The organism is Delftia sp. CH05, from assembly GCF_009827015.1.
Taxonomy (GTDB): Bacteria; Pseudomonadota; Gammaproteobacteria; order Burkholderiales; family Burkholderiaceae_C; genus Comamonas; species Comamonas tsuruhatensis.
Map to the genome: position 1 here is coordinate 25573 of NZ_WUMG01000049.1, position 19176 is coordinate 44748.

Annotated in this window: 11 protein-coding genes; all 11 read right to left on the reverse strand. The window is 69.3% G+C overall.

From position 1 onward, the window contains the following. Positions 1–29: 29 nt before the first annotated feature. The 11 genes from GRX31_RS25685 to argH all read right to left on the reverse strand — a co-directional run bounded on the left by GRX31_RS25685 (position 30) and on the right by argH (position 18896). Positions 30–878, reverse strand: coding sequence for a carbohydrate ABC transporter permease (locus GRX31_RS25685; RefSeq protein WP_160855505.1), 849 nt, complete (start codon positions 876–878; stop codon positions 30–32). Next, entirely contained in the window at positions 875–1771 is an 897-nt protein-coding gene (locus tag GRX31_RS25690; RefSeq protein WP_160855507.1) for a carbohydrate ABC transporter permease, read from the reverse strand. The genes GRX31_RS25685 and GRX31_RS25690 overlap by 4 nt, the downstream gene beginning before the upstream one ends. A 21-nt stretch (positions 1772–1792) precedes the next feature. Further along, entirely contained in the window at positions 1793–3088 is a 1296-nt protein-coding gene (locus tag GRX31_RS25695) for an ABC transporter substrate-binding protein (protein ID WP_160855509.1), read from the reverse strand. A gap of 91 nt (positions 3089–3179) precedes the next feature. Next, positions 3180–4247: an ABC transporter ATP-binding protein gene (locus GRX31_RS25700; RefSeq protein WP_160855511.1), complete on the reverse strand. Its 1068-nt coding sequence runs from the start codon at positions 4245–4247 to the stop codon at positions 3180–3182. Positions 4248–4394: 147 nt separating this feature from the next. Further along, positions 4395–5795 (reverse strand): amidase, encoded by a 1401-nt coding sequence (locus GRX31_RS25705; protein ID WP_160855513.1) that lies wholly within the window; start codon positions 5793–5795, stop codon positions 4395–4397. A 131-nt stretch (positions 5796–5926) separates the two neighbouring features. After that, a complete protein-coding gene (locus GRX31_RS25710) occupies positions 5927–6871 on the reverse strand; it encodes a helix-turn-helix domain-containing protein (protein ID WP_016445818.1) in 945 nt (314 codons plus the stop codon). A 95-nt stretch (positions 6872–6966) separates the two neighbouring features. Then, positions 6967–9054, reverse strand: a complete 2088-nt coding sequence (locus tag GRX31_RS25715; RefSeq protein WP_026062436.1) for a BCCT family transporter — start codon at positions 9052–9054, stop codon at positions 6967–6969. A 206-nt stretch (positions 9055–9260) separates the two neighbouring features. Then, positions 9261–9788 (reverse strand): DUF2867 domain-containing protein, encoded by a 528-nt coding sequence (locus GRX31_RS25720; RefSeq protein WP_160855515.1) that lies wholly within the window; start codon positions 9786–9788, stop codon positions 9261–9263. A gap of 89 nt (positions 9789–9877) precedes the next feature. Further along, positions 9878–15940, reverse strand: a complete 6063-nt coding sequence (locus GRX31_RS25725) for an alpha-2-macroglobulin family protein (protein WP_160855517.1) — start codon at positions 15938–15940, stop codon at positions 9878–9880. Between the two features lie 450 nt (positions 15941–16390). Further along, entirely contained in the window at positions 16391–17389 is a 999-nt protein-coding gene (locus GRX31_RS25730; protein WP_160855519.1) for a Bug family tripartite tricarboxylate transporter substrate binding protein, read from the reverse strand. A 25-nt stretch (positions 17390–17414) separates the two neighbouring features. Continuing rightward, complete coding sequence (argH, locus tag GRX31_RS25735) at positions 17415–18896, reverse strand: argininosuccinate lyase (RefSeq protein WP_016445811.1); 1482 nt, start codon at positions 18894–18896, stop codon at positions 17415–17417. Between the last annotated feature and the right edge of the window lie 280 nt (positions 18897–19176).

Consider the following 19176-nt stretch of genomic DNA (forward strand, 5'->3'; position numbering starts at 1 on the left):
AGCAGGGAAGAGTGACTTTAGCACCGCCGTCACTTGATCCCCGCACGCATGAAGCTCTGCACGAACTGGCGCTGGAACAGCACGAAGGCCACCAGCAGCGGGCCCGAGCTCATCAGCGTGGCGGCCGTGATGGTGGCCCATTCCACGCCAGACTCCACGCTGGAGAACACCTGCAGCCCCACGGTAAGCGGCCGCGTCTGCACGCTGTTGGTGATGATCAGCGGCCACAGGAAGTTGTTCCAGTGAAAGCTCACCGACACCAGCGCAAACGCCAGGTACACGGGCCGCGCCAGCGGCACGTAGACGCGCCACAGGATCTGCAGGGTGCTGGCACCCTCCACCCGCGCGGCCTCGTCCAGTTCCCGGGGAATGCCCAGGAAGGTCTGGCGCAGCAAAAAGATCGCAAAGGCCGATGCGAAGTACGGCAGGCCTATGCCCAGCAGCGTATCGACGGCGCCCAGTCGCGACACGGTCTGGTAGTTCGCCACCAGCAGGATGTCCGGCATGATCATCAGCTGCACCAGCACCAGCGCAAAGGCCAGGCCCTGGCCGCGAAAGCGGTAGCGTGCAAAGGCATAGGCGGCCAGCGTGCCCAGCACCAGCTGGGCCGCCAGGATCATGGCCACCAGCACGGCCGTGTTCAGGAAATAGCGCGCAAAGGGCGCGGCCTGCCAGGCACGGCGAAAGTTCTCCAGCGTCCAGGGCGCGGCCAGGTCGAAGCGTGCCGAGTATTCGGGCGGATGGAAGGCCGTCCAGAACGCATAGGCCAGCGGCAGTATCCACAGCAGGGCCAGCAGCCAGGCGGCCAGCGTGTCCAGCCAGGTGGCGCCGTACAGCGCGGGCGGCGCATGGCGCGGGGCAACGGGTGCGGCGCTCATTGGTAGTGCACCTTCTTGTCGAGCACGAAGAACTGCAGCAGCGCCACGGCCGCAAGCACCACGACCAGCACCACGGTGATGGCCGCCGCATAGCCCGTGTCCCAGAACTTGAAGCCCACTTCGTACAGGTGATAGAGCAGCAGCGTGGAGGCGTTGTCCGGCCCGCCGCGCGTGAGGATGAAGAGGTGGTCCACCAGGCGGAAGGCATTGATCACCGCATTGACCAGCACGAACAGCGTGGTCGGCATCAGCAGCGGCCACTGCACGCGGCGCAGGAAGTACCAGCGCGAGGCCCCCTCGATGGCCGCCGCCTCCTTGAGGCTGGGATTGAGCGTCTGCAGCGCGGCCAGGTAGAAGATCATGAAAAAGCCCGCCTCCTTCCACACCGCCACCACGGTCACGCAGGCCAGCGCCGTGGAGGGATCGCCCAGCCAGTTGTGCGCGGGAAGGCCCAGTGCGCCGCGCAGCTGCTCCAGCAGCCCGTACTGCGGTGTGTAGAAGAACAGCCAGATGTTGGCCACGGCAATCATGGGCAACACCGTGGGCGTGAAGTACGCCATGCGCACGAAGGCGCGGCCGGCCAGCCTCTCGTTGACCCACAGCGCCATGGCCAGCGCCAGCGCCATGGACAGCGGAATCGTGGCCGCCGCAAACCACAGGTTGTTGCGCACGGCCTGCCAGAACACCGGGTCGTCCAACATGACGGCGTAGTTCTCCAGCCCCACCCATGGCCCCGGCTGGCCGCCGCGCGGCGTGGCATGCAGGCTGTCGATCAGCGTGGCCACGGCCGGCCAGTGCGTGAAAGCCACCAGCAGCACCAGCGCCGGCAGCAGCATCAGCCAGGCATGGACGGCCTGGCGGCCGCTCGCAAAAGAGGAGGAAGCGTGGCTCATGCGGTCAACGGCGCGAGGCCATCACTTGTAGCGGCGCAGGATGCGGTCGGCCTCCCTTTGCGCATCCTGCAGGGCCTGGGCCGAGGTCTTGCTGCCGTTGAGGGCGGCCTGCACGGCGTCGTTGAGCACCTTGGTCACGCGCTGGTTCTCATGCGTGGAGAACTCGGCCACCGACACGGGCAGCTGGTCGCGCGCCACCAGGGCCTGCGGGAAGTCCTGGCCGTACTTCTTGAGCGCGGGCGTGTCATAGGCGGCGGGCGAGACGGCCACGTAGCCGCTGTCCATGCTCCACTGCGCGGCCAGCGGGGGCTGGGTGACCCACTTCATGAACTGGAAGGCCGCCTCCTGCTGCTCCCGGGGCGCCTTCTTGAACAGGTAGAAGTTGCCCCCGCCCGTGGGCGAGCCCTTGCGCACGTTGCCTGCGATCTGGCCCACGCCGAAGTCGAATTTGGCATTGGCACGGATATTGGTCAGGTTGCCCGTGGTGGTGACGATGATGGCGGCCTTCCTTTCCATGAAGTCCTTGGGCGTCGTGCCCCACTCCACCACGCCGGCAGGGTGCACGCCTTCCTTGACCAGGCCCACCCAGAAGTCCAGCGCCTCCACTACCTTGGGGCTGTCCAGCGTGACCTGGGTGCCTGCCTCGTTGGCCAGCAGCACGTCATTGGGCGTGGTCAGCGTCTGCAGCATCCAGTAGGCAAAGCCGGTGGACGGGATCTGGATGCCGTACTGCACGACCTTGCCGCTGGCGTCCTTCTTCGTCAGCCTGTGGGCGGCTTCCTTGAGCTCCTTCCAGTTCTGCGGCGCCTTGTTCGGGTCCAGGCCGGCTTCCTTGAAGGCTTCCTTGTTGTAGTACATGACCACGGTGGAACGCTGGAAGGGCACGCCCCAGGTCTTGCCGCCCGCCTGACTGTTGGCCATGAAGGCCGGGTAGAAGCCCTTGAGCCAGGCCCGGTCGGCATCGGTCTTCACGAAGTCGTCGATGGGGGCGATGGCGTCCTCGTCGATCAGCGTGAACATGTCGGTGGACAGCAGCACCGAGGTGGCCGGCGGCTTGCCCGACTTGTGGGCCGTCAGCGCCTTGACGATGGTCTCCTGGTAGGTGCCCGCATAGACGGGCGTGATCCGGTACTGCGGATGGGCCTTGTTGAACTCGGCCGCATAGCCGTCGATCACCTTGGTGATGGGGCCGCCCACGGCCACGGGAAAGTAGAACGGCACCTCCAGCGGCGTTTGCGCGCTGGCGGTGTGCAGCAGGCCCGTGGCGGCCAGGGCGGCAGCGGCTGCGAGGGTTTTGAGGAAGGCATGGCGTTGCATGGCGGACTCTCCTGGAAGGTGCTTCGGGTGCGAAAGCCGGAACGGCTGAAACGGTGGAACTGCGGAGGAAGATAGGAGCGGTGCCACGGCCTCAGGCCGCGCAGCGTCGCCCCTGTTCGTCAAAGAAATGCGTGGCCTCGCGCGCCCAGCGCAGGCCCACGAGCTGGCCCGGCTGCAGGCCGCCGAGCTGGCTGCCAGCGGTGCGCACCATCAGTTGTTCGCTGCCCACGCGGCAGCGCAGCACCAGGTCGGCGCCCAGGTATTCGAGGCTCTCGATGTCGGCAGCGACCACGGGGCCGCTGCCGACATCGCCATGGAGCGACAGGCGCATGTCCTCGGGCCTGACGCCCAGCCAGCGCGCCTGGCCCGGCTGCTGCAGGCCGGCGGGCGCGGCGCTGGCATGGCTGCCCGCGATGAGCAGGCCGTCGAGGCGCGCGATGTTCATGGCCGGCGTGCCGATGAAGCGCGCGGCAAAGGTGGTGGCGGGCCGGCGGTAGATCTCCTGGGGCGCGGCGCACTGCTCCACGCGCCCCTGGCTGAGCAGCACCACCTGGTCGGCCATGCCCATGGCCTCGGCCTGGTCGTGCGTGACATAGACCACGGTCAGGCCCAGGCGCCGCTGCAGCTCGCGCAGCTCGGTGCGCATTTCCTGGCGCAGCTGGGCGTCGAGGTTGGACAGCGGCTCATCCATCAGGCAGACCCGGGCGCGGGCCACCAGGGCGCGGCCCAGCGCCACGCGCTGCTGCTGGCCGCCCGACAGCTGGCCGGGCCGGCGCGCCAGCAGCGCGTCCAGGCCCAGCAGCGCAGCGGCCTCGTCGATGCGCCGGCGCGCCTCGGCCGCCGGGACCTTGCGCACGGACAGGCCGAAGCCGATGTTCTGCGCCACCGTCAGGTGCGGGAACAGCGCGTAGTTCTGGAACACCATGGCAATGCCGCGCCGAGCGGGCGGCAGTTGGGTGACATCCTGCCCATCGATGCGCACGCGGCCCGAGGTGGCGCTTTCCAGGCCCGCGATGATGCGCAGCGTGGTGGACTTGCCGCAGCCCGAGGGACCGAGCAGCACGCAAAAGGATCCGGGTTCAATGCGCAGATCCAGCGCCTGCAGTGCCGTGGTGCCGCCCCAGGACTTGGCAACACCTTCCATCTCGATCAAGGACATCACGCCAGTCTAGGAAGGCTGTGTGACAGGCCCGTGTCGCGCCACCGGACTGGCGGCTCAGGCAGCTCAGGCAGCTCAGGCAGCTCAGGCAGCTCAGGCAGCTCAGGCAGCTCAGGCAGCTCAGGCAGCTCAGGCAGCTCAGGCAGCTCAGGCAGCAGGGTGCCATCTGTGCCAGTCCGTGGCCTGCTGGAACGCCCAGCCCGCGCGCACCAGCAGGTCTTCGCGGAAGTCGGGGGCCACGAACTGGAAGGCCACGGGCGCGCCCTCGGGAGTGCGTCCGCCGGGCAGCGTGATCGTGGGGCTGCCCGTCAGGTCGAACGGGCAGGTGTAGCGCAGCATGCCCGAGAACAGCTCGGCATCGGAGCCGAAATGCGCCATGCGCTGCAGCGTGGGGGCCGCAAAGGCCGTGGCGGGGACCAGCAGCAGGTCCACCTGCGCGAAGAGTGCACGCACCCGGCCCGTGAAGTCCGCGCGGCGCAGCAGCAGCCGCTGGTAGTCGGTGGCAGACAGGCCCAGCCCCAGGTCGATCAGCCCGGCGAGCCCGGGGCCATAGGCCTCGCGCCGTGCAGGGAAAGTGGCGCCGTGCGCCACGGCTGTCTCCACCGCGCACAGCGCTGGCCAGTCCTCCACCGCCTGGGTGGCATCGGGAAAGCGGACCTCCTGCACGCTGGCACCCAGGCGCTGCGCCACCGCCAGGGCCTGCTCCACCGCCTGGCGGGAGGGGGCATCCACGCCGTCCAGTGCCCATTGCCGGTCCATGCCCAGGCGCAGGCCGGAGAATCCGCGCGTCATCATGGCCAGATAGTCGGGCACGCTGCACTGGCTGGCCGTAGGGTCCAGCGGGTCCGCCCCGGCGATGGCCGCGAGCATGGCTGCGGCATCGGCGGCACTGCGCGCCATCGGGCCTATGTGGTCCAGGGACGCGGCCAGTTCGAAGGCGCCGTGGCGGCTCACCCTGCCCCAGGTGGGCTTGAGCCCCGTGATGCCGTTGGCGGCCGATGGAAAGCGGATGGAGCCCCCGGTGTCCGTGCCCAGCGATCCGAAGCACAGCCCCGCCGCCGTGGCCACGCCCGAGCCGCTGGACGAGGCCCCGGGCCATAGCTGGGCGCCCCAGGGGTTGACGGGGGCAGTGATCTCGGGATGGTGGTCGGCGAAGGCGCCTTCGGTCTGCTGCAGCTTGCCCAAGATGACGGCGCCGGCCTCGCGCAGCCTGCGCACCACGGTGGCATCTTCCGTGGGGCGATGGTCGCGGTGCAGCGTCATTCCATGCGTGGTGGGGACGCCCCGGGTCCACAGCAGGTCCTTGAGCGCCAGCGGCACGCCGTGCAGCGCACCGCGGCGGCGGCCCTGCGCGATCTCGGCGTCGGCGCGGCGGGCGTCCTCCAGCGCCTGCTGCGCCATCACCGTCACGTAGCTGTGCAGCCGCGCGTCCACGGCCTCGATGCGCGCCAGCATGTGGCGGGTCACCTCTTCCGAGGAAATGCGGCGGGACTGGATCTCGCACCCCACCTCCAGCAGTTCGAGATGGTGCAGTTCGCTGTCGTTCATGGCATGTCTCCCGGCGCCCGGCTCCGGGGCGCCACCGTTGTTGCACTGGAAAAGCCGCACGGGACGCACGGCAGGCCCATGCTAGGGAGCCGGCGGCGCCGACGCTTGTTCGTGAGGGTCAGCGACCTTGCTCAGGCGGCCAGCAGGCTGCGGGGCGTGCAGCCGAACGCCTTGCGAAAGGCTCGGCTGAAGTGCGCCGCATCGGAGAACCCATGCGCGAAGGCCGCCTCGGTCACGCTGGAGCAGCGCCCCTGCATCAGGGCCTGGCGGCTGGCCTGCAACCGCAGCTGCCATACCAGGCCCATGGGCGTCTGGTTGTGCCGCGCAAAGGCCCGCGTCACGGTACGCGGCGAGACGTTGTGCTGCTGCGCCAGCCATTGCAGCGACAGCTCGGGCGAGCCCAGGTTGTCCTGGATGAACGCCTGGATGCGGCCATGCAGGTCCCTTTCCGCGCGGGGCTGCACGGCCATTTCCTGCATCTCCAGCGCCAGGGCCAGCACGTCGAGCAGCGCCATGCCGAAGCGCTGCGCCAAGGCATCACCGTGCGGCGCAGGCGGCATGGCCATGGCCTCGCCGAGCATGGCCCGCAGCGGCGCCACGGCCGGGGCATGGCCATGCAGCGCCCGGCCCGCGTGCAAGGGTGCACGGGCAAAGCGATTCAACAATTCGCTGCGCGGAATGCGCATCAGCAGGATATCGCGGGGCGCCACCGAGAATTCGAAAGGCTGCGCAGCGTCATAAAGCACCAGATTGCCCGCACTCAGCCGGGCCACTTGCCCGCCCTGGCGCACCTCGGCCTGGCCCTGGAGCAGATAGCCCAGCCACAGCTCATCGCGGGCATGCAGGCGCAGGTGGGCTGCGTTGCGCACCCAGCGGTGGCTGGGCGCCGACATGGCACTGATCTCCAGCAGTCCCAGGGACCGCACGGACAGCGTGGCCCCGAAGCCGCCGGGACCTGCACCATCCCCCTGCGCGCGGTGGCTGTCGGCAGGGATGCAGTGGCGGCAGACCACCTCGTGCCAGTAGTCGAAACGATGGCGTGGCTCCTGCGAATGGGTAGAGTATTCGAGCTGCATGGCAGCGCCCAGTATCCGCAGGCGGCCGCCGGCTGGCACCCCGGTGTTTACCCAAAGGCCCGGGGTGCCGCGACGGCGGCGCTGCCAGGCACGGCTCAGCTGTGGCCCGGCGCCCGGTTCAGCAGATGCGTGCGCTGGTCGGCGCTCAGCGACAGGTAGCGCTCGTAGTGGCGCAGGATGTCGGCGATGACTTCCTCGCTGCGCAGGTACTGGATGTCGTGGCCCAGGCGTCCGTCCTCGAAGAACGTGATGGGCTCGTAGACATGGCGGCGCTCCTGCTCGTTGGCCGCCTCGCTCACCAGGAAGGTGGGCACCGTGCGGCGCGTGGCGCGCACGCCGTAGACGAAGTCGCGCAGCGAGGGATCGGGCACGGTCAGGCGCACGGCGCCCTCGCCGTCCAGGTCCTCGGTGACCACCGCCTCGACGCCGCGCTTGTGCATTTCGGCTGCCACCTCGTTCATGGCGGGCAGCACCACGCCGGCCAGGAACCTGCGCACATCGGCGCGCGAGGGCTGGTGCACGATCTGCTCCAGGCGCTTGCGCCAGTGCTGGCCGCTCCAGAAGCTGGTGGCCGGAGCCAGGTCGGGCGAGAAGTGCGCGCGGTCGGCCAGCAGGCCGCGCCACAGCCCGTAGCACAGCGCCAGCATGATGACGGCCACCGGCAGGGCCGCCACCAGGGTCATGGCCTGCAGCGCCTTGAGGCCGCCGGCCAGCATCAGCACCATGGCTGTCGCGCCCAGCACGGCAGCCCAGAACAGCCGCTGCCAGACCGGCGAACGCGCATGGCCGCGCGAGGCGATGTTGTCCACCACGAAGGCCCCGGAGTCCGCCGAGGTGACGAAGAACACCGCGATGAGCACGATGGTGAGCCAGGCCACGGGCTTGAACCAGGGCAGGTACTCGAAGAAGCGGAACAGCAGCGCATCCACGTTCGAGGCCGTCTGCCCCAACGCGCCCATGGCCACGTGGGTGTCTATCCAGATGGCGCTGTTGCCGAAGGCCGTCATCCACAGCAGGTTGAAGGCCGTGGGCACCAGCAGCACGCCGGTCACGAACTGGCGGATGGTGCGCCCGCGCGAGATGCGTGCGATGAACATGCCCACGAAGGGCGACCAGGAGATCCACCAGGCCCAGTAGAGGATGGTCCAGCCGCCGAACCAGCCTTCCTGGCTGGGCGGCTCGTAGGCAAAGGTGCGGAACGACAGCTGCACCAGGCCAGACACGTAGTTGCCGATGTTCTCGCTCAGCGCCTCGAACAGGAAGACCGTGGGCCCGGCGACGATGACGAAGGCCAGCAGGATGAAGGCCAGCATGAGGTTGAACTCGCTCAGGCGCCGCACCCCTTTGTCCAGGCCCGAGACGGCCGACAGCCCGGCCAGGCAGACCACGATGACGATGACCGCGATGCGGAAAGCCGCCGCAGAGGTGTCCCAGCCCGTGAGGGTGTGCAGGCCGGCGGCCAGCTGCAGCGCGCCGTAGCCCAGCGTGGTGGCGATACCCGCGATGGTGCCCACCAGCGCGAAGGCATCCACGCTGTGGCCGATGGGGCCGTTGATGCGCTTGCCCAGCAGCGGGTACAGGCCCGAGCGCATGGTCAGCGGCAGGTTGTAGCGAAAGCCGAAGTAGGCCAGCACCAGGCCCATGGTCCCGTAGACGGCCCAGGCATGGAAGCCCCAGTGGAAGAAGGTGGACTGCAGGGCCTCGCGTGCGGCGGCCGGCGTGGAAGGCACGGCCGTGGGCGGCTTGAGGAAATGCTGCAGCGGCTCGCCCACGCCGAAGTACATCAGGCCGATGCCCATGCCGGCGGCGAACAGCATGGCGGTCCAGGAGATGAAGCTGAACTCGGGCTCCGCATCATCGGGACCCAGGCGGATATCACCGAAACGGCTGGACGCGACGAAGATCAGAAAGACCAGGAACAGCGTGACCGAGACGGCATAGAACCAGTCCATGTGCCCCACCACCCAGGCCTGGGCGCTGGAGAACAGCCGGTCGGCACTGTCGGGCATGAAGCCGCAGTACAGCAGCAGCAGGCCCAGCACCAGCAGGGAAGGAATGACGACGGGGCCCGAGAACGTGATGCGCGGTGCAGGCTCTGCAGGCGATGGCGTGGCCGCCTGCGGCGCATCCGGTGGCGGAGCCGCCGGTGGCGCCGTGCGGGGATCGGTGTTCATGTCTGGCATAGACCCTCTCTCTCTTGTGATCAATGGTGTGCCCGGGAACCGATTCGCAATGGTGGCGGCCTTGCCCTTGTGGGGCGGGCCGCGTTCCCTGCTCGGGGTATGTCCGCCGGGCAAAGGCCGCAAGTATCGTGACTCTTCGCGTCTGCCCGCGTCGGACGCAGGCCCTGAAGGCTTCCGTTTTGCTGACGTGATGCCTTCAGGCCAGGTCAGCCGGCCAGCCTGGCCACCACGGCCGGGGCGATGACGCGGTGCGCCGGCGCCACGCCCAGCATGTAGATACGGCCCAGGGCATTGTGCACATGGACCACGGTGGACATGGCGGCGGTGAAGGTGGCGGACGGCGCGCCCTCGGGGCCGGGCAGCCGCATGAGGGAGACCTGCACGTCCAGGTGCCTGTCGCTGTCGCCCAGCACCACTTCGCTGTCGCTCAGGGCATGGACACGGAAGATGCCGGCGCGGTCGCCCACGCGGTAGCTGGATGCGGCGCGCTGCGCGTCCACGCCGCTGAGCGTGCCCAGGTCCTTGATGCCGAAGGGCGCCACCACGCGGTTGCGCAGGCGCATCAGAAAGTCGATCCAGCCCGGCGTGCGGCCCACGCAGCGCAGGTACAGCGCCATGGGGCTGCTGCCGTCGTCCGGCAATTGCAGCTGGTAGCTGTCGTGGAAATAGGCGGTCTTGAGGCGGTCCTGCAGGGCGCTGCCCGCGGGAACCGGGGAGAGGATGACTTGTGCCATGGAGCGGAGGGTGATGAAAAAAGGGGGCGGTCCTGCAGCCATCATAGGCCGCAGGGCCGCCCCCTTGTCAGGGCGCCATCAACGCTGCATCAGCGCTTGTCGCCCACCTTGATGCGGGCGTTGGGAGCCTCGCCGAACATCTCGGGCGCATACAGCGCCTCCACCCGCGTGGGCGGCAGCGCGAAGTCGCCGGCATTGTTCAGCCGCACGGTGTACTCCACGCGCGTATTGCCCTTGGGCAGGTACTGGTAGTAGGCGCGGTAGGCCTCGAAGCTGCGCTCCTCATAGGCCAGCCAGCCCGCGCCTTCTGCGCGCTCGCCGCCCGAGGCGATCTCCGAGTCGCGCCCCAGACCGCCGCCCAGGATGGTGGCGCCCGTGGGCACGGGGTCGGTGATGGCCACCCAGGTCATGTCGGTGCGGGCCTGCACCTCCAGCGTGACGCGCAGCACGTCGCCGCGCGAGTACTGGCCTGCGGGCAGGCTCTTGTCGGCCTGCTCCACGGGCTTGACCGTGCGCTTGACGGTGTAGCCGGCGCTGAACGGCGCCTTCAGCTGCACGGCCGCCACAGACTGCAGCGTGAGCCAGGGCTTGCCGGTGCCCTGCTGGGTCACCGTCAGCTGGCCCTTGCGGGCATCACCCACCGCGCTCCAGGGCAGGAACATGGTGTTGTTGCGCAGGCCGCCGACCACCGTGGTCGCGCCGAAGCTGGACGCCTGGTGCGCCGCGCCCTCGCTGTCGCTGGCGCGCATGCGCGTGACCTGGCTCCACTCCACGCGGGCCTGGGACGCGCCCAAAGCCGCCTGGGTGGCGCCCGTCACGGGCGTGGCCTCGAACTGCTGCGAGAAGCGCTGCAGTGCCAGCGACCCCCACAGGTTGGCCGTGGTCGTGCCCCAGGCGCCATTGCTCTGGCGCGAGATGAAGCCGTTGGCCAGGCGCGGCAGCTCTTCCTTCCACGTCGGGTCGTCCATGTTGACCAGCATCAGGCGGGCCAGGTTGACCTCGGGGCCCTGCATCAGCCACCACCACTGGTCGTCCTGCTCGTTGCTGAAGGCCACGCGCGTGCCCTGGTAGCTCAGGCGGGCGCGCAGGATCTGCTGGGCCTGGGCCAGCTGCTGTTCGCGCTGGGGCAGCTCGCGCATGTGCTTGAGCAGGGCCACCCAGTCGATGACGGCATGCGTGGGCCAGTCGTTGGGCGCGATGGTGATGCTGTCGAGCATGCGCGGATTGGCGCGGCCCGTCAGCGCCAGCGCCTGGATGGCGGCCAGCTTGCGCATGTCCAGGTCCTTGCGCGGGCTCCAGAAGCTGCGCTGGATGCGGCCTTCGACGAAGGCGATCAGGCCGTTTTCCATGCGCTCGCGCTCGGCCGCCGGCAGCACGAAGCGCTTGTCCACGCCCTGCGCCAGTGCCGAGAGGTTGAGCAGGTGGGCCGTCAGCGTATCGCTGCCGCGGGCCGCACGGCCCGAGCCGTCGCCGGCCAGCGGGAAGTAGCTGGCCAGGCCGTCGCTGTCCAGGTAGCTGGGCAGCTGTCCCATGGTGGACTGCCACAGCGTGGCGTCGCTCATGCCCACGGCCTTGCTGGTGACCTGCTCCAGGCAGCTGTAGGGATAGCGCGCCCACCAGTCGCGCACGCCCGGCAGGCCTTCGGCCAGCTTGGGCGCCAGCGACATGCGCAGGCCGCCGCGGCCGGCCAGCGCGTCGGCCGGCAGCTGCACGGGCAGGTTGATGCTGCCATCGACCTGCATCAGCGTGCCCTGCTGCACCGTCAGCGGCACGGCCGGGATGATGCGCTGGCTGACTTTCAGCCTGTCGCTGGCGGGCTTGTCTCCACCTGCGGTGTCACGGGCCTCGATCTCCCAGATCAGCGACTCGGCGCGGGTCTGGCCCAGCTGGGCCGGGGCGGTGACGTTCCAGCCCACCTCGCGCGCCTCGCCCGCGGGAATCTCCACGTTCTGCGCTGCCAGCTCCAGCAGCGTGGCGCGCGGCGTGACCTGCACCTTCATGGCCTTGGCCGAGGTGTTGCGCAGCGTGACCATGGCACGGAACTGGTCCTCCTCGCGCACCAGCGGCGGCAGGCCGCTGATGATCTGCAGGTCCTGGGCCGTGCGGATGGGCGCCTGGCCCGTGCCGAACATCGACACGCCATGGTCGGCCACCGCCACCACCTGGAAGGTGGTCAGCGAGTCGTTGAGCGGCACGCTGACCTGGGCCTTGCCCTGGGCGTCCAACACCACGCTCGGATTCCACAGCAGCAGCGTCTCGAACAGCTCGCGCGTCTGGCTGCGGCCACCGCCGCCGCCAGCGGCCACGGCCTTGCGGCCGTAGTGGCGCCTGCCGATCACCTCCATCTGCGCGGTCGAGGTCTGCACGCCCCACTCGCGGCGGCGCAGCATGGCGTCGGCCAGCTGCCAGCTGGTGTTGGGCATGAGCTCCAGCAGGGCCTGGTCCACGACCGCCAGGGCCACCTCGGCGCCAGCGGCGGGCTTGCCGTCGGGCAGCGTGGCGCTGATGGTGACCTTGGCGGTGCCGCGCACCTGGTAGCTGGCCTGGTCGGCCGTGACCTTGACGTCGATGCGATGGGCCTTGGTGCCCACGCGGATCTCGGCCATGCCCAGGCGGTAGGCGGGCTTGGACAGATCGACCAGGGCCGTGGGCGCGATGTATTCCTTGCCCTCGTGCCAGAAGGCATTCCACCATTCGCGCGGCGCCTTGAAGCCCCAGGTGAAGAAGCTGTACCAGGGCACCTCGCGCAGCCGCCCGCGCAGGGCCAGCACGCTCACGTAGACGTTGGGCCCCCAGTCGGGCTGGACCTTCAGCTCCACGGTGGGGTTCTGGCCATTGAGCTGCATGACCTGGGTGCTGACGATGCCTTCGCGCTCCACGGCGACCAGGGCCGTCGCATAGCGGAAGGGCATGCGCACCTGGAAGCGCGCGGTCTCGCCGGGCTCGTAGCTGCGCTTTTCGGGCAGCACGTCCATGCGGTCATGGTCCTCGCCGCCGAACCACAGCTCGCCCTGGCGCGTGACCCAGACGCTGGAGGCGGCCTGGGCGGGCCGGCCATCCTTGTCGGAGGCGGTGACGATCAGCTCGACCTCGCCGGGCTGCGACAGCTGGGCCTCGCACTGCACCATGCCCTGGGCATCGCTGTTGCCCGTGCACACCGTGCCCATGGATTGGAGCGCGGTCTGGTTGTCGTAGCTGTAAAAGCCCCCCACCAGGCGCTTGCGGCTGCTGGTGGTGACGCGGGAGATGGCCTCCACCTTGACCGGCACGCCGGCCTGGGGCTTGCCGTCCACCCCCAGGGCCAGCGCCTGGAACTGGAGCTTGCGGCCCGTGGTGATCCAGCTTTCGGCGCGCACGCCGGCCACGATGGCCGCGGGCCACAGCATCTGCGTGCTGCGCAGGGTCTGCACCTCGCCATTGGGGTCGGCATAGGTGGCCTCGATCAGCAGCTCGCGCGGCTCGCGCAGCTTGGGCAGGTTCTCGATCTTGAGCTTGCCCAGTCCTTCACGGTCCAGCGTCACGGGCAGCTTGTCGGCCACCACCTTGCTGTCCTGGGAGGCCGAGGCCTCCTCGTCATCGCTCTGGCCCGTGTCCTGGGCGCTGCGCGGTGCCGAGAAGCTGAAGCCCTGCCAGTCGCTGCGGTCCATCCAGGTGGAACGCACCAGGGCGGACACGCGCACCGGCAAATTGGCGGCCGGGCCGCCGGAGACGTAGTTCACCTGCACCTGCACCGGCAGGCTGGAGACGCCGACCAGGGCCTGCTTGCCTTCGGGTCCCACACGGCCTTCGAGCACGGGCAGGCGGAATTCCTCGACACGGAAGCTGCCCGTGCCGAAGCGGTTGTTGCGCCCGCGCGAGCCGTTGCCCTCGCCGCGCAGCTCCACGGAGTACGAACCCAGCTTGGCGCCCTTGGGCACGGAGAAGCTGTTTTCCGCACTCAGGCCGCCCGTGCCCGTGGAACGCCACTGCAGCGGCTGCGTGTACTGCTGGCCGCTGCCTTCATGGGTGATGACCAGTTGCGTGGGCCGCTGCTCGGGCAGCGCAAAGCCGCCCTGCCCCTGGCCGATGCCGGTCTGGGTGCGCATCAGGTGCTTCATGGACACGGTCTCGCCGGCGCGCAGCAGCGTGCGGTCGAAGATGGTGTGGGCCACTTCGTCGCGCTGGGCGCTGCGGCTGGTGGGCACGTTGAAGCGCCAGGACTCGATGCCGCGCTGCCAGTCGCTCCAGGTGAAGGCCAGCTCCTGCTGGCCGTCCTTGCCCTGGGCGCGCGCGCTGACGAAGTAGGCCGGCGAGCGGTAGCCGACACCGCCCGTGCACTGGGGCGGCTCGGGCGACAGGCCGTCCAGGCGGGCCACGCCGCTGGCATCGGTGGTGGCCGAGGTCAGCACCTTGCCATTGCAGTCGGAGACCTGGACCCTGGCATTGGCCACGGCCTGGCCCTTGTCCAGCGTGGTGACCCAGGCGGCCGCGTTCTCGCGGCCAAGCTTGAAGTGCACGGACAGGTTGGTCACCAGGGCCGAGGTGCGCACATACATGCTGCGCGCCGAGCCGTAGCGCTCATCGAGCAGCGACTGCCCCAGCAGCGGCGAGGCGATCTCGACCACATGAAAGCCCGGCGTGAGCGGAATGCCCACCACCTCGAAGGGGCGCGGATCGCCCTTGACGGGCTTGGGCAGCTCCAGCGTCTTGACGTCGCCCTGGCCGGCCAGCAGCGACAGCATGCGCGTCTGTACATAGTCACGGTTTTCGTTGTCGATCACGGGCGGCAGCGGGCCCTTGATATCGCGCGAGGCGCGCTTGCGGTCCATGTCGGAGGACTCGTAGTCCGCCACGCGGCGCATCCAGGCGATGATCTCGGCATCGCTGCCGGGCTGCTTGGTGCTCACGCGGCTGGCATCCAGGGACCTGGTGGCCAGCTCGGACTCCACATTGCGCAGCGTCACGGGCAGCAGGGCCGGGCCGTCCGGGCCTTCGGCATAGCGCTCGACGATGCCGAAGGGCGAGGCCGCGAACTTGGCCAGCGGCGGCAGCGCGCCCGTAGCCACCTGCAGCGGGAACATGTCGGCATTGCTCAGGCTGCGGCCTGCCGCGTCCTTGAACTGCGGAGGCAACTCCACCGTGTAGCGCGCCTGGGCCTGCATGGTGGCCGGGAAGCTCAGGTTCTGCACCAGCGAATCCTCGCTGAGCTTTTCGCCGTATTCGCTGTCGATCACGGGCGCCACCTTGGAGGCGCCGCTGCTCAGGCGGATGCCCTCGGCCAGCTTGCGCGGCACGGGGGCATTGAAGCGCAGGCGCATGGGACGGATCGGCAGACAGGCGGCCTGGGCGTTCTCGCGCTCGCAGCTGAACTCGGCGGCGAAGGGCTCGCGCACGCGGTACTCGAAGCGCTTGTCCTGGCGGCTGGCCACGCCGTTGGGCGTGGCAATGCCGGCGCCGAAGACCAGCTTCATGGTCGTGCCCGCCGTCAGGCGGCGGTTGCAGGCCAGCGTGGCGTACTGCAGCGGGTTCTTGGCAGCGGCCTTGTCCCAGCCGCGGTGCTTGAGCAGCTCGTCGCGCTCCTTGCCTTCGATCAGGCGCACGGGAATGCGCTCGCCCACGCCTTCGGCCGTGCACCACATGTGCTGCTGCAGGCTTTGCACGGTGGCCGGGCCCGACAGGCGCAGCGCGAAGTACTGCTCCTCGTCGATCTGTTCATAGGTGTCGGGTGCCATGTCCAGCACGGCCGGGCCGCCGGTCTGGAACTGGTAGCTGGCAGCGCCCGTCACGGCCGTGCCCGCAGGCGACTTGTAGCCGGCCACGAGCTGGGCCGTGCAGCGCACGCCGGGCGGCAGGGCCTGCTTGAAGTCGAACACCCATTCGCGGTCGCTGTTCCAGCGGCCCGTGCCCTGGGTGGCCGCCGCATCGCTGCAGCTGAGCGTGACTGGCGCGGCGGCCTTGGGGTCGCCAAAGCGCACGGCCGTGCCATCGAACTGCACCACCACCTGCTCGACCTTGGCCACCTCTCCCTGCGGGCTGAACTGGCGCACGCCCACGGCCTGCGCCGCCAGCGCCGCCGATCCCAGCAGCAGGCCCAAACCCCACCTGCCCCAGGGCCGGCCGTGCGCCGGCGGACTCTGGAACCCCTTGATCGCTGTCGTGCGAAGCACCCCCATGGCAATCCCTTCTGTCGGGCTCAGATGGCCCGGTGTTTTCTTGGAATGAGCAGGCTTTCAGCGCTGCGGCGCGCGCCGTGCACGGTGCACAGGCTGCAAATGAAAAGCCCTGCGCTGCGGCAGGGCTCGGCGGCAAGGGCTGCAACGAGGCAGATGCCCGCCGCCCGCATGCGCCGAATGCAGGGCCGCATCCGCTGCGGCTGAAAACCACTGCGCGGGATGATACCGGCCCGCATCCGCTGCAGGCCCTGCTGCGGGTGCCCGGAACCGGGTCTGCGGTGTATCCATCTGTAAGACATCGGCGCACAAGGGCGTCATATATGTCTGATCACAAGGATTCGCGCCACACGCCGCGCTGCCAACCCCGGCGATGGCAGCACCAAGACACAGCGCTTGCCGGTTCACAGCGCCTGCCGGCCGCGGAGGCTGTCGCCCCGCAGTCCGCCTGTCTTACTGCGGCTGGAAGCCGCTGGTCTGGATGATGCGTTTCCAGACCTGGGTATAGGCCTGCTCGCGCTCGGCCAACTGGGCGGGCGGCATGTGGCCCACGGTCAGGCCCAGGGCGGTGAGCTGCTCGTGCACGTCGGGCTGCTTGAGCACGGTGGCCACGGCGGCGGAGAAGCGGTCGATGAAGGCCTGGGGCGTGCCGCGCGGCGCGTAGATGCCGTAGTAGGGCGTGTCCTCGAAGCCCTTGACGCCCTGCTCGGCCAGCGTGGGCACTTCGGGCATGGTGGCCTGGCGGCGCGTGCCCAGCACGCCGATCACGCGCAGCTTGCCGGCCTTGTGGTTTTCCATGAAGTCCTGCACCGAGGCGATGCCGGCCGGGATCTGGTTGCCCAGCATGTCGGCCAGCATGGGCGCGCTGCCCCGGTAGGGCGCGGCCACCAGGTCCAGCCTGTAGTGCTCGCCCAGCAGCCTGACCAGGAATTCCGGCGTGGACGCGGGCGCGGGTATGCCGAGGCTGCCGCGCTTTGCGCCCTGGCGCACCCACTCCACATACTCGGCGAGGTTGCGCGCCGGCGTGCTGGCGGAGACCGCCAGCGCGTTCACGAAGGTGGCAAAGCCGGCCACGGGAACGAAGTCATGACCTGGGTCGAAACCCGGCTTCTTCACCACCTGGGGCAGGATGGAGATGGTGTGGTCATGCGTGAGGAACAGCGTGTGGCCATCGGCCGCAGCCGCCTTGAGCTGCTGCGCCGCGATCTGGCCGCCCGCGCCGGGGCGGTTGTCCACCAGCACCGTGGTGCCCAGCACGTCCTTGAGCCGGTCGGCCAGCAGGCGCGCGATGGCATCGGTGCCGCCGCCCGGCGGAAAGCCCACGAGGATGCGAATGGCCTGCCCCGGCTGGGCCCAGGCCAGCGGGGCCAGGGCGGACGAGGCGGCAACGGCGGTCACTGCGCCGGCGGCGCGCAGCGCCCCCGTCAGCAGTTGGCGGCGGGAGGATGTCATGGCGTGGCTCCGGCGAACGGGGGGATCAGCCCAGGCGCGCGTTCAGGCGTGCATTCAAGCGCGCCTGGTGGCCTGCCAGCTGCTTGCGCACCTGGGCCGGCGCCGTGCCGCCCAGGGTGTTGCGCGCATTGAGCGAGCCTTCCAGGCTGAGTGCCTCGAAGACATCGGCCTCGATGCCGGGATTGAAGGCCTGCAGTTCGGCCAGCGGCAGCTCGGTCAGGTCCACGCCCTTTTGCGAGGCCAGCTTGACGGCATGGGCCACGGTCTCGTGCGCGTCGCGGAAGGGCAGGCCCTTCTTGACCAGGTAGTCGGCCAGGTCGGTGGCGGTGGCGTAGCCCTTGAGCGCGGCGGCGCGCATGGCTTCGGCGTTGACGGTGATGCCGCCCTTCTTGCCGCCCGTGGCCGGGTCGGCCTGGCCGCCGATCATCTCGGCGAAGATGCGCAGCGTGTCCTTCAGGGTGTCCACCGTGTCGAACAGCGGCTCCTTGTCTTCCTGGTTGTCCTTGTTGTAGGCCAGGGGCTGGCCCTTCATCAGGGTGATCAGGCCCATCAGGTGGCCGACCACGCGGCCGGTCTTGCCGCGCGCCAGTTCGGGCACGTCGGGGTTCTTCTTCTGCGGCATGATCGACGAGCCCGTGGTGAAGCGGTCGGCGATGCGGATGAAGCCGAAGTTCTGGCTCATCCAGATGATCAGCTCTTCGGACAGGCGGCTCACGTGCACCATGCACAGGCTGGCGGCCGAGGTGAATTCGATGGCGAAGTCGCGGTCGCTGACGCCGTCCAGCGAGTTCTGGCAGACGCCTTCCATGCCCAGGGTGCGGGCCACGCGCTCGCGGTCCAGCGGGTAGGTGGTGCCGGCCAGGGCGGCGCTACCCAGCGGCAGCACGTTGACGCGGCGGCGCAGGTCCAGCATGCGCTCGGCGTCGCGCTTGAACATTTCCACATAGGCCAGCAGGTGGTGGGCAAAGCTCACGGGCTGGGCCACCTGCAGGTGGGTGAAGCCGGGCAGGATCACGTCCACGTTCTTCTCGGCCACTTCGACCAGGGACAGCTGCAGCTCGCCCAGCAGGCCTTCGATGAGGTCGATCTCGCCGCGCAGCCACAGGCGCACGTCGGTGGCCACCTGGTCGTTGCGGCTGCGGCCCGTGTGCAGGCGCTTGCCGGCGTCGCCCACCAGCTGGGTCAGGCGGGCCTCGATGTTCAGGTGCACGTCTTCCAGGTCGAGCTTCCACTCGAACTGGCCGGATTCGATTTCCTGCGTGATCTGCGCCATGCCCTTGCGGATGGCTTCATGGTCGGCGGCGGCGATGATGCCCTGGGCCGCCAGCATCTCGGCATGCGCCAGGCTGCCCGTGATGTCGGCCTGCCACAGGCGCTTGTCGAAGAACACGCTGGAGGTATAGCGCTTGACCAGATCGCTCATCGGCTCTTCGAAGAGAGCGGACCAGGCCTGGGCCTTGGTATCGAGCTGGTTGTGCGAGGCGGACGTTGGTTGATTGGCAGACATGTGAGGACGCGATCTTCGATGGGGCTGTGCAGGCAGCGCAGGCGGCGGGCGGCATCGCCCCCCGGCGCAGGCAGGAAGCGAAGATTCTATCGACCTGGGCGGCGCCACGCCCGTGCAGGGGCCTACACGGGCCTGCATGGGCCTGCATGGGCGTGCATGGGTGTGCATGGGCGGTGTGACCGCTGTGCAGGCCCGCCCGGCATGACCATAATCCGGGCATGCGGCGCGAACCCCACCCGCCGAAACACTACCTGCCGCCCCTTGCCGACCCAGCCAACCC

What these genes read in the sequence shown, in the direction of transcription:
- argH (WP_016445811.1), bottom strand. Translation starts at nt 18,896, where the DNA reads ATGTCTGCCAATCAACCAACGTCCGCCTCGCACAACCAGCTCGATACC.
- GRX31_RS25730 (WP_160855519.1), bottom strand. Translation starts at nt 17,389, where the DNA reads ATGACATCCTCCCGCCGCCAACTGCTGACGGGGGCGCTGCGCGCCGCC.
- GRX31_RS25690 (WP_160855507.1), bottom strand. Translation starts at nt 1,771, where the DNA reads ATGAGCCACGCTTCCTCCTCTTTTGCGAGCGGCCGCCAGGCCGTCCAT.
- GRX31_RS25705 (WP_160855513.1), bottom strand. Translation starts at nt 5,795, where the DNA reads ATGAACGACAGCGAACTGCACCATCTCGAACTGCTGGAGGTGGGGTGC.
- GRX31_RS25695 (WP_160855509.1), bottom strand. Translation starts at nt 3,088, where the DNA reads ATGCAACGCCATGCCTTCCTCAAAACCCTCGCAGCCGCTGCCGCCCTG.
- GRX31_RS25710 (WP_016445818.1), bottom strand. Translation starts at nt 6,871, where the DNA reads ATGCAGCTCGAATACTCTACCCATTCGCAGGAGCCACGCCATCGTTTC.
- GRX31_RS25725 (WP_160855517.1), bottom strand. Translation starts at nt 15,940, where the DNA reads ATGGGGGTGCTTCGCACGACAGCGATCAAGGGGTTCCAGAGTCCGCCG.
- GRX31_RS25720 (WP_160855515.1), bottom strand. Translation starts at nt 9,788, where the DNA reads ATGGCACAAGTCATCCTCTCCCCGGTTCCCGCGGGCAGCGCCCTGCAG.
- GRX31_RS25700 (WP_160855511.1), bottom strand. Translation starts at nt 4,247, where the DNA reads ATGTCCTTGATCGAGATGGAAGGTGTTGCCAAGTCCTGGGGCGGCACC.
- GRX31_RS25715 (WP_026062436.1), bottom strand. Translation starts at nt 9,054, where the DNA reads ATGCCAGACATGAACACCGATCCCCGCACGGCGCCACCGGCGGCTCCG.
- GRX31_RS25685 (WP_160855505.1), bottom strand. Translation starts at nt 878, where the DNA reads ATGAGCGCCGCACCCGTTGCCCCGCGCCATGCGCCGCCCGCGCTGTAC.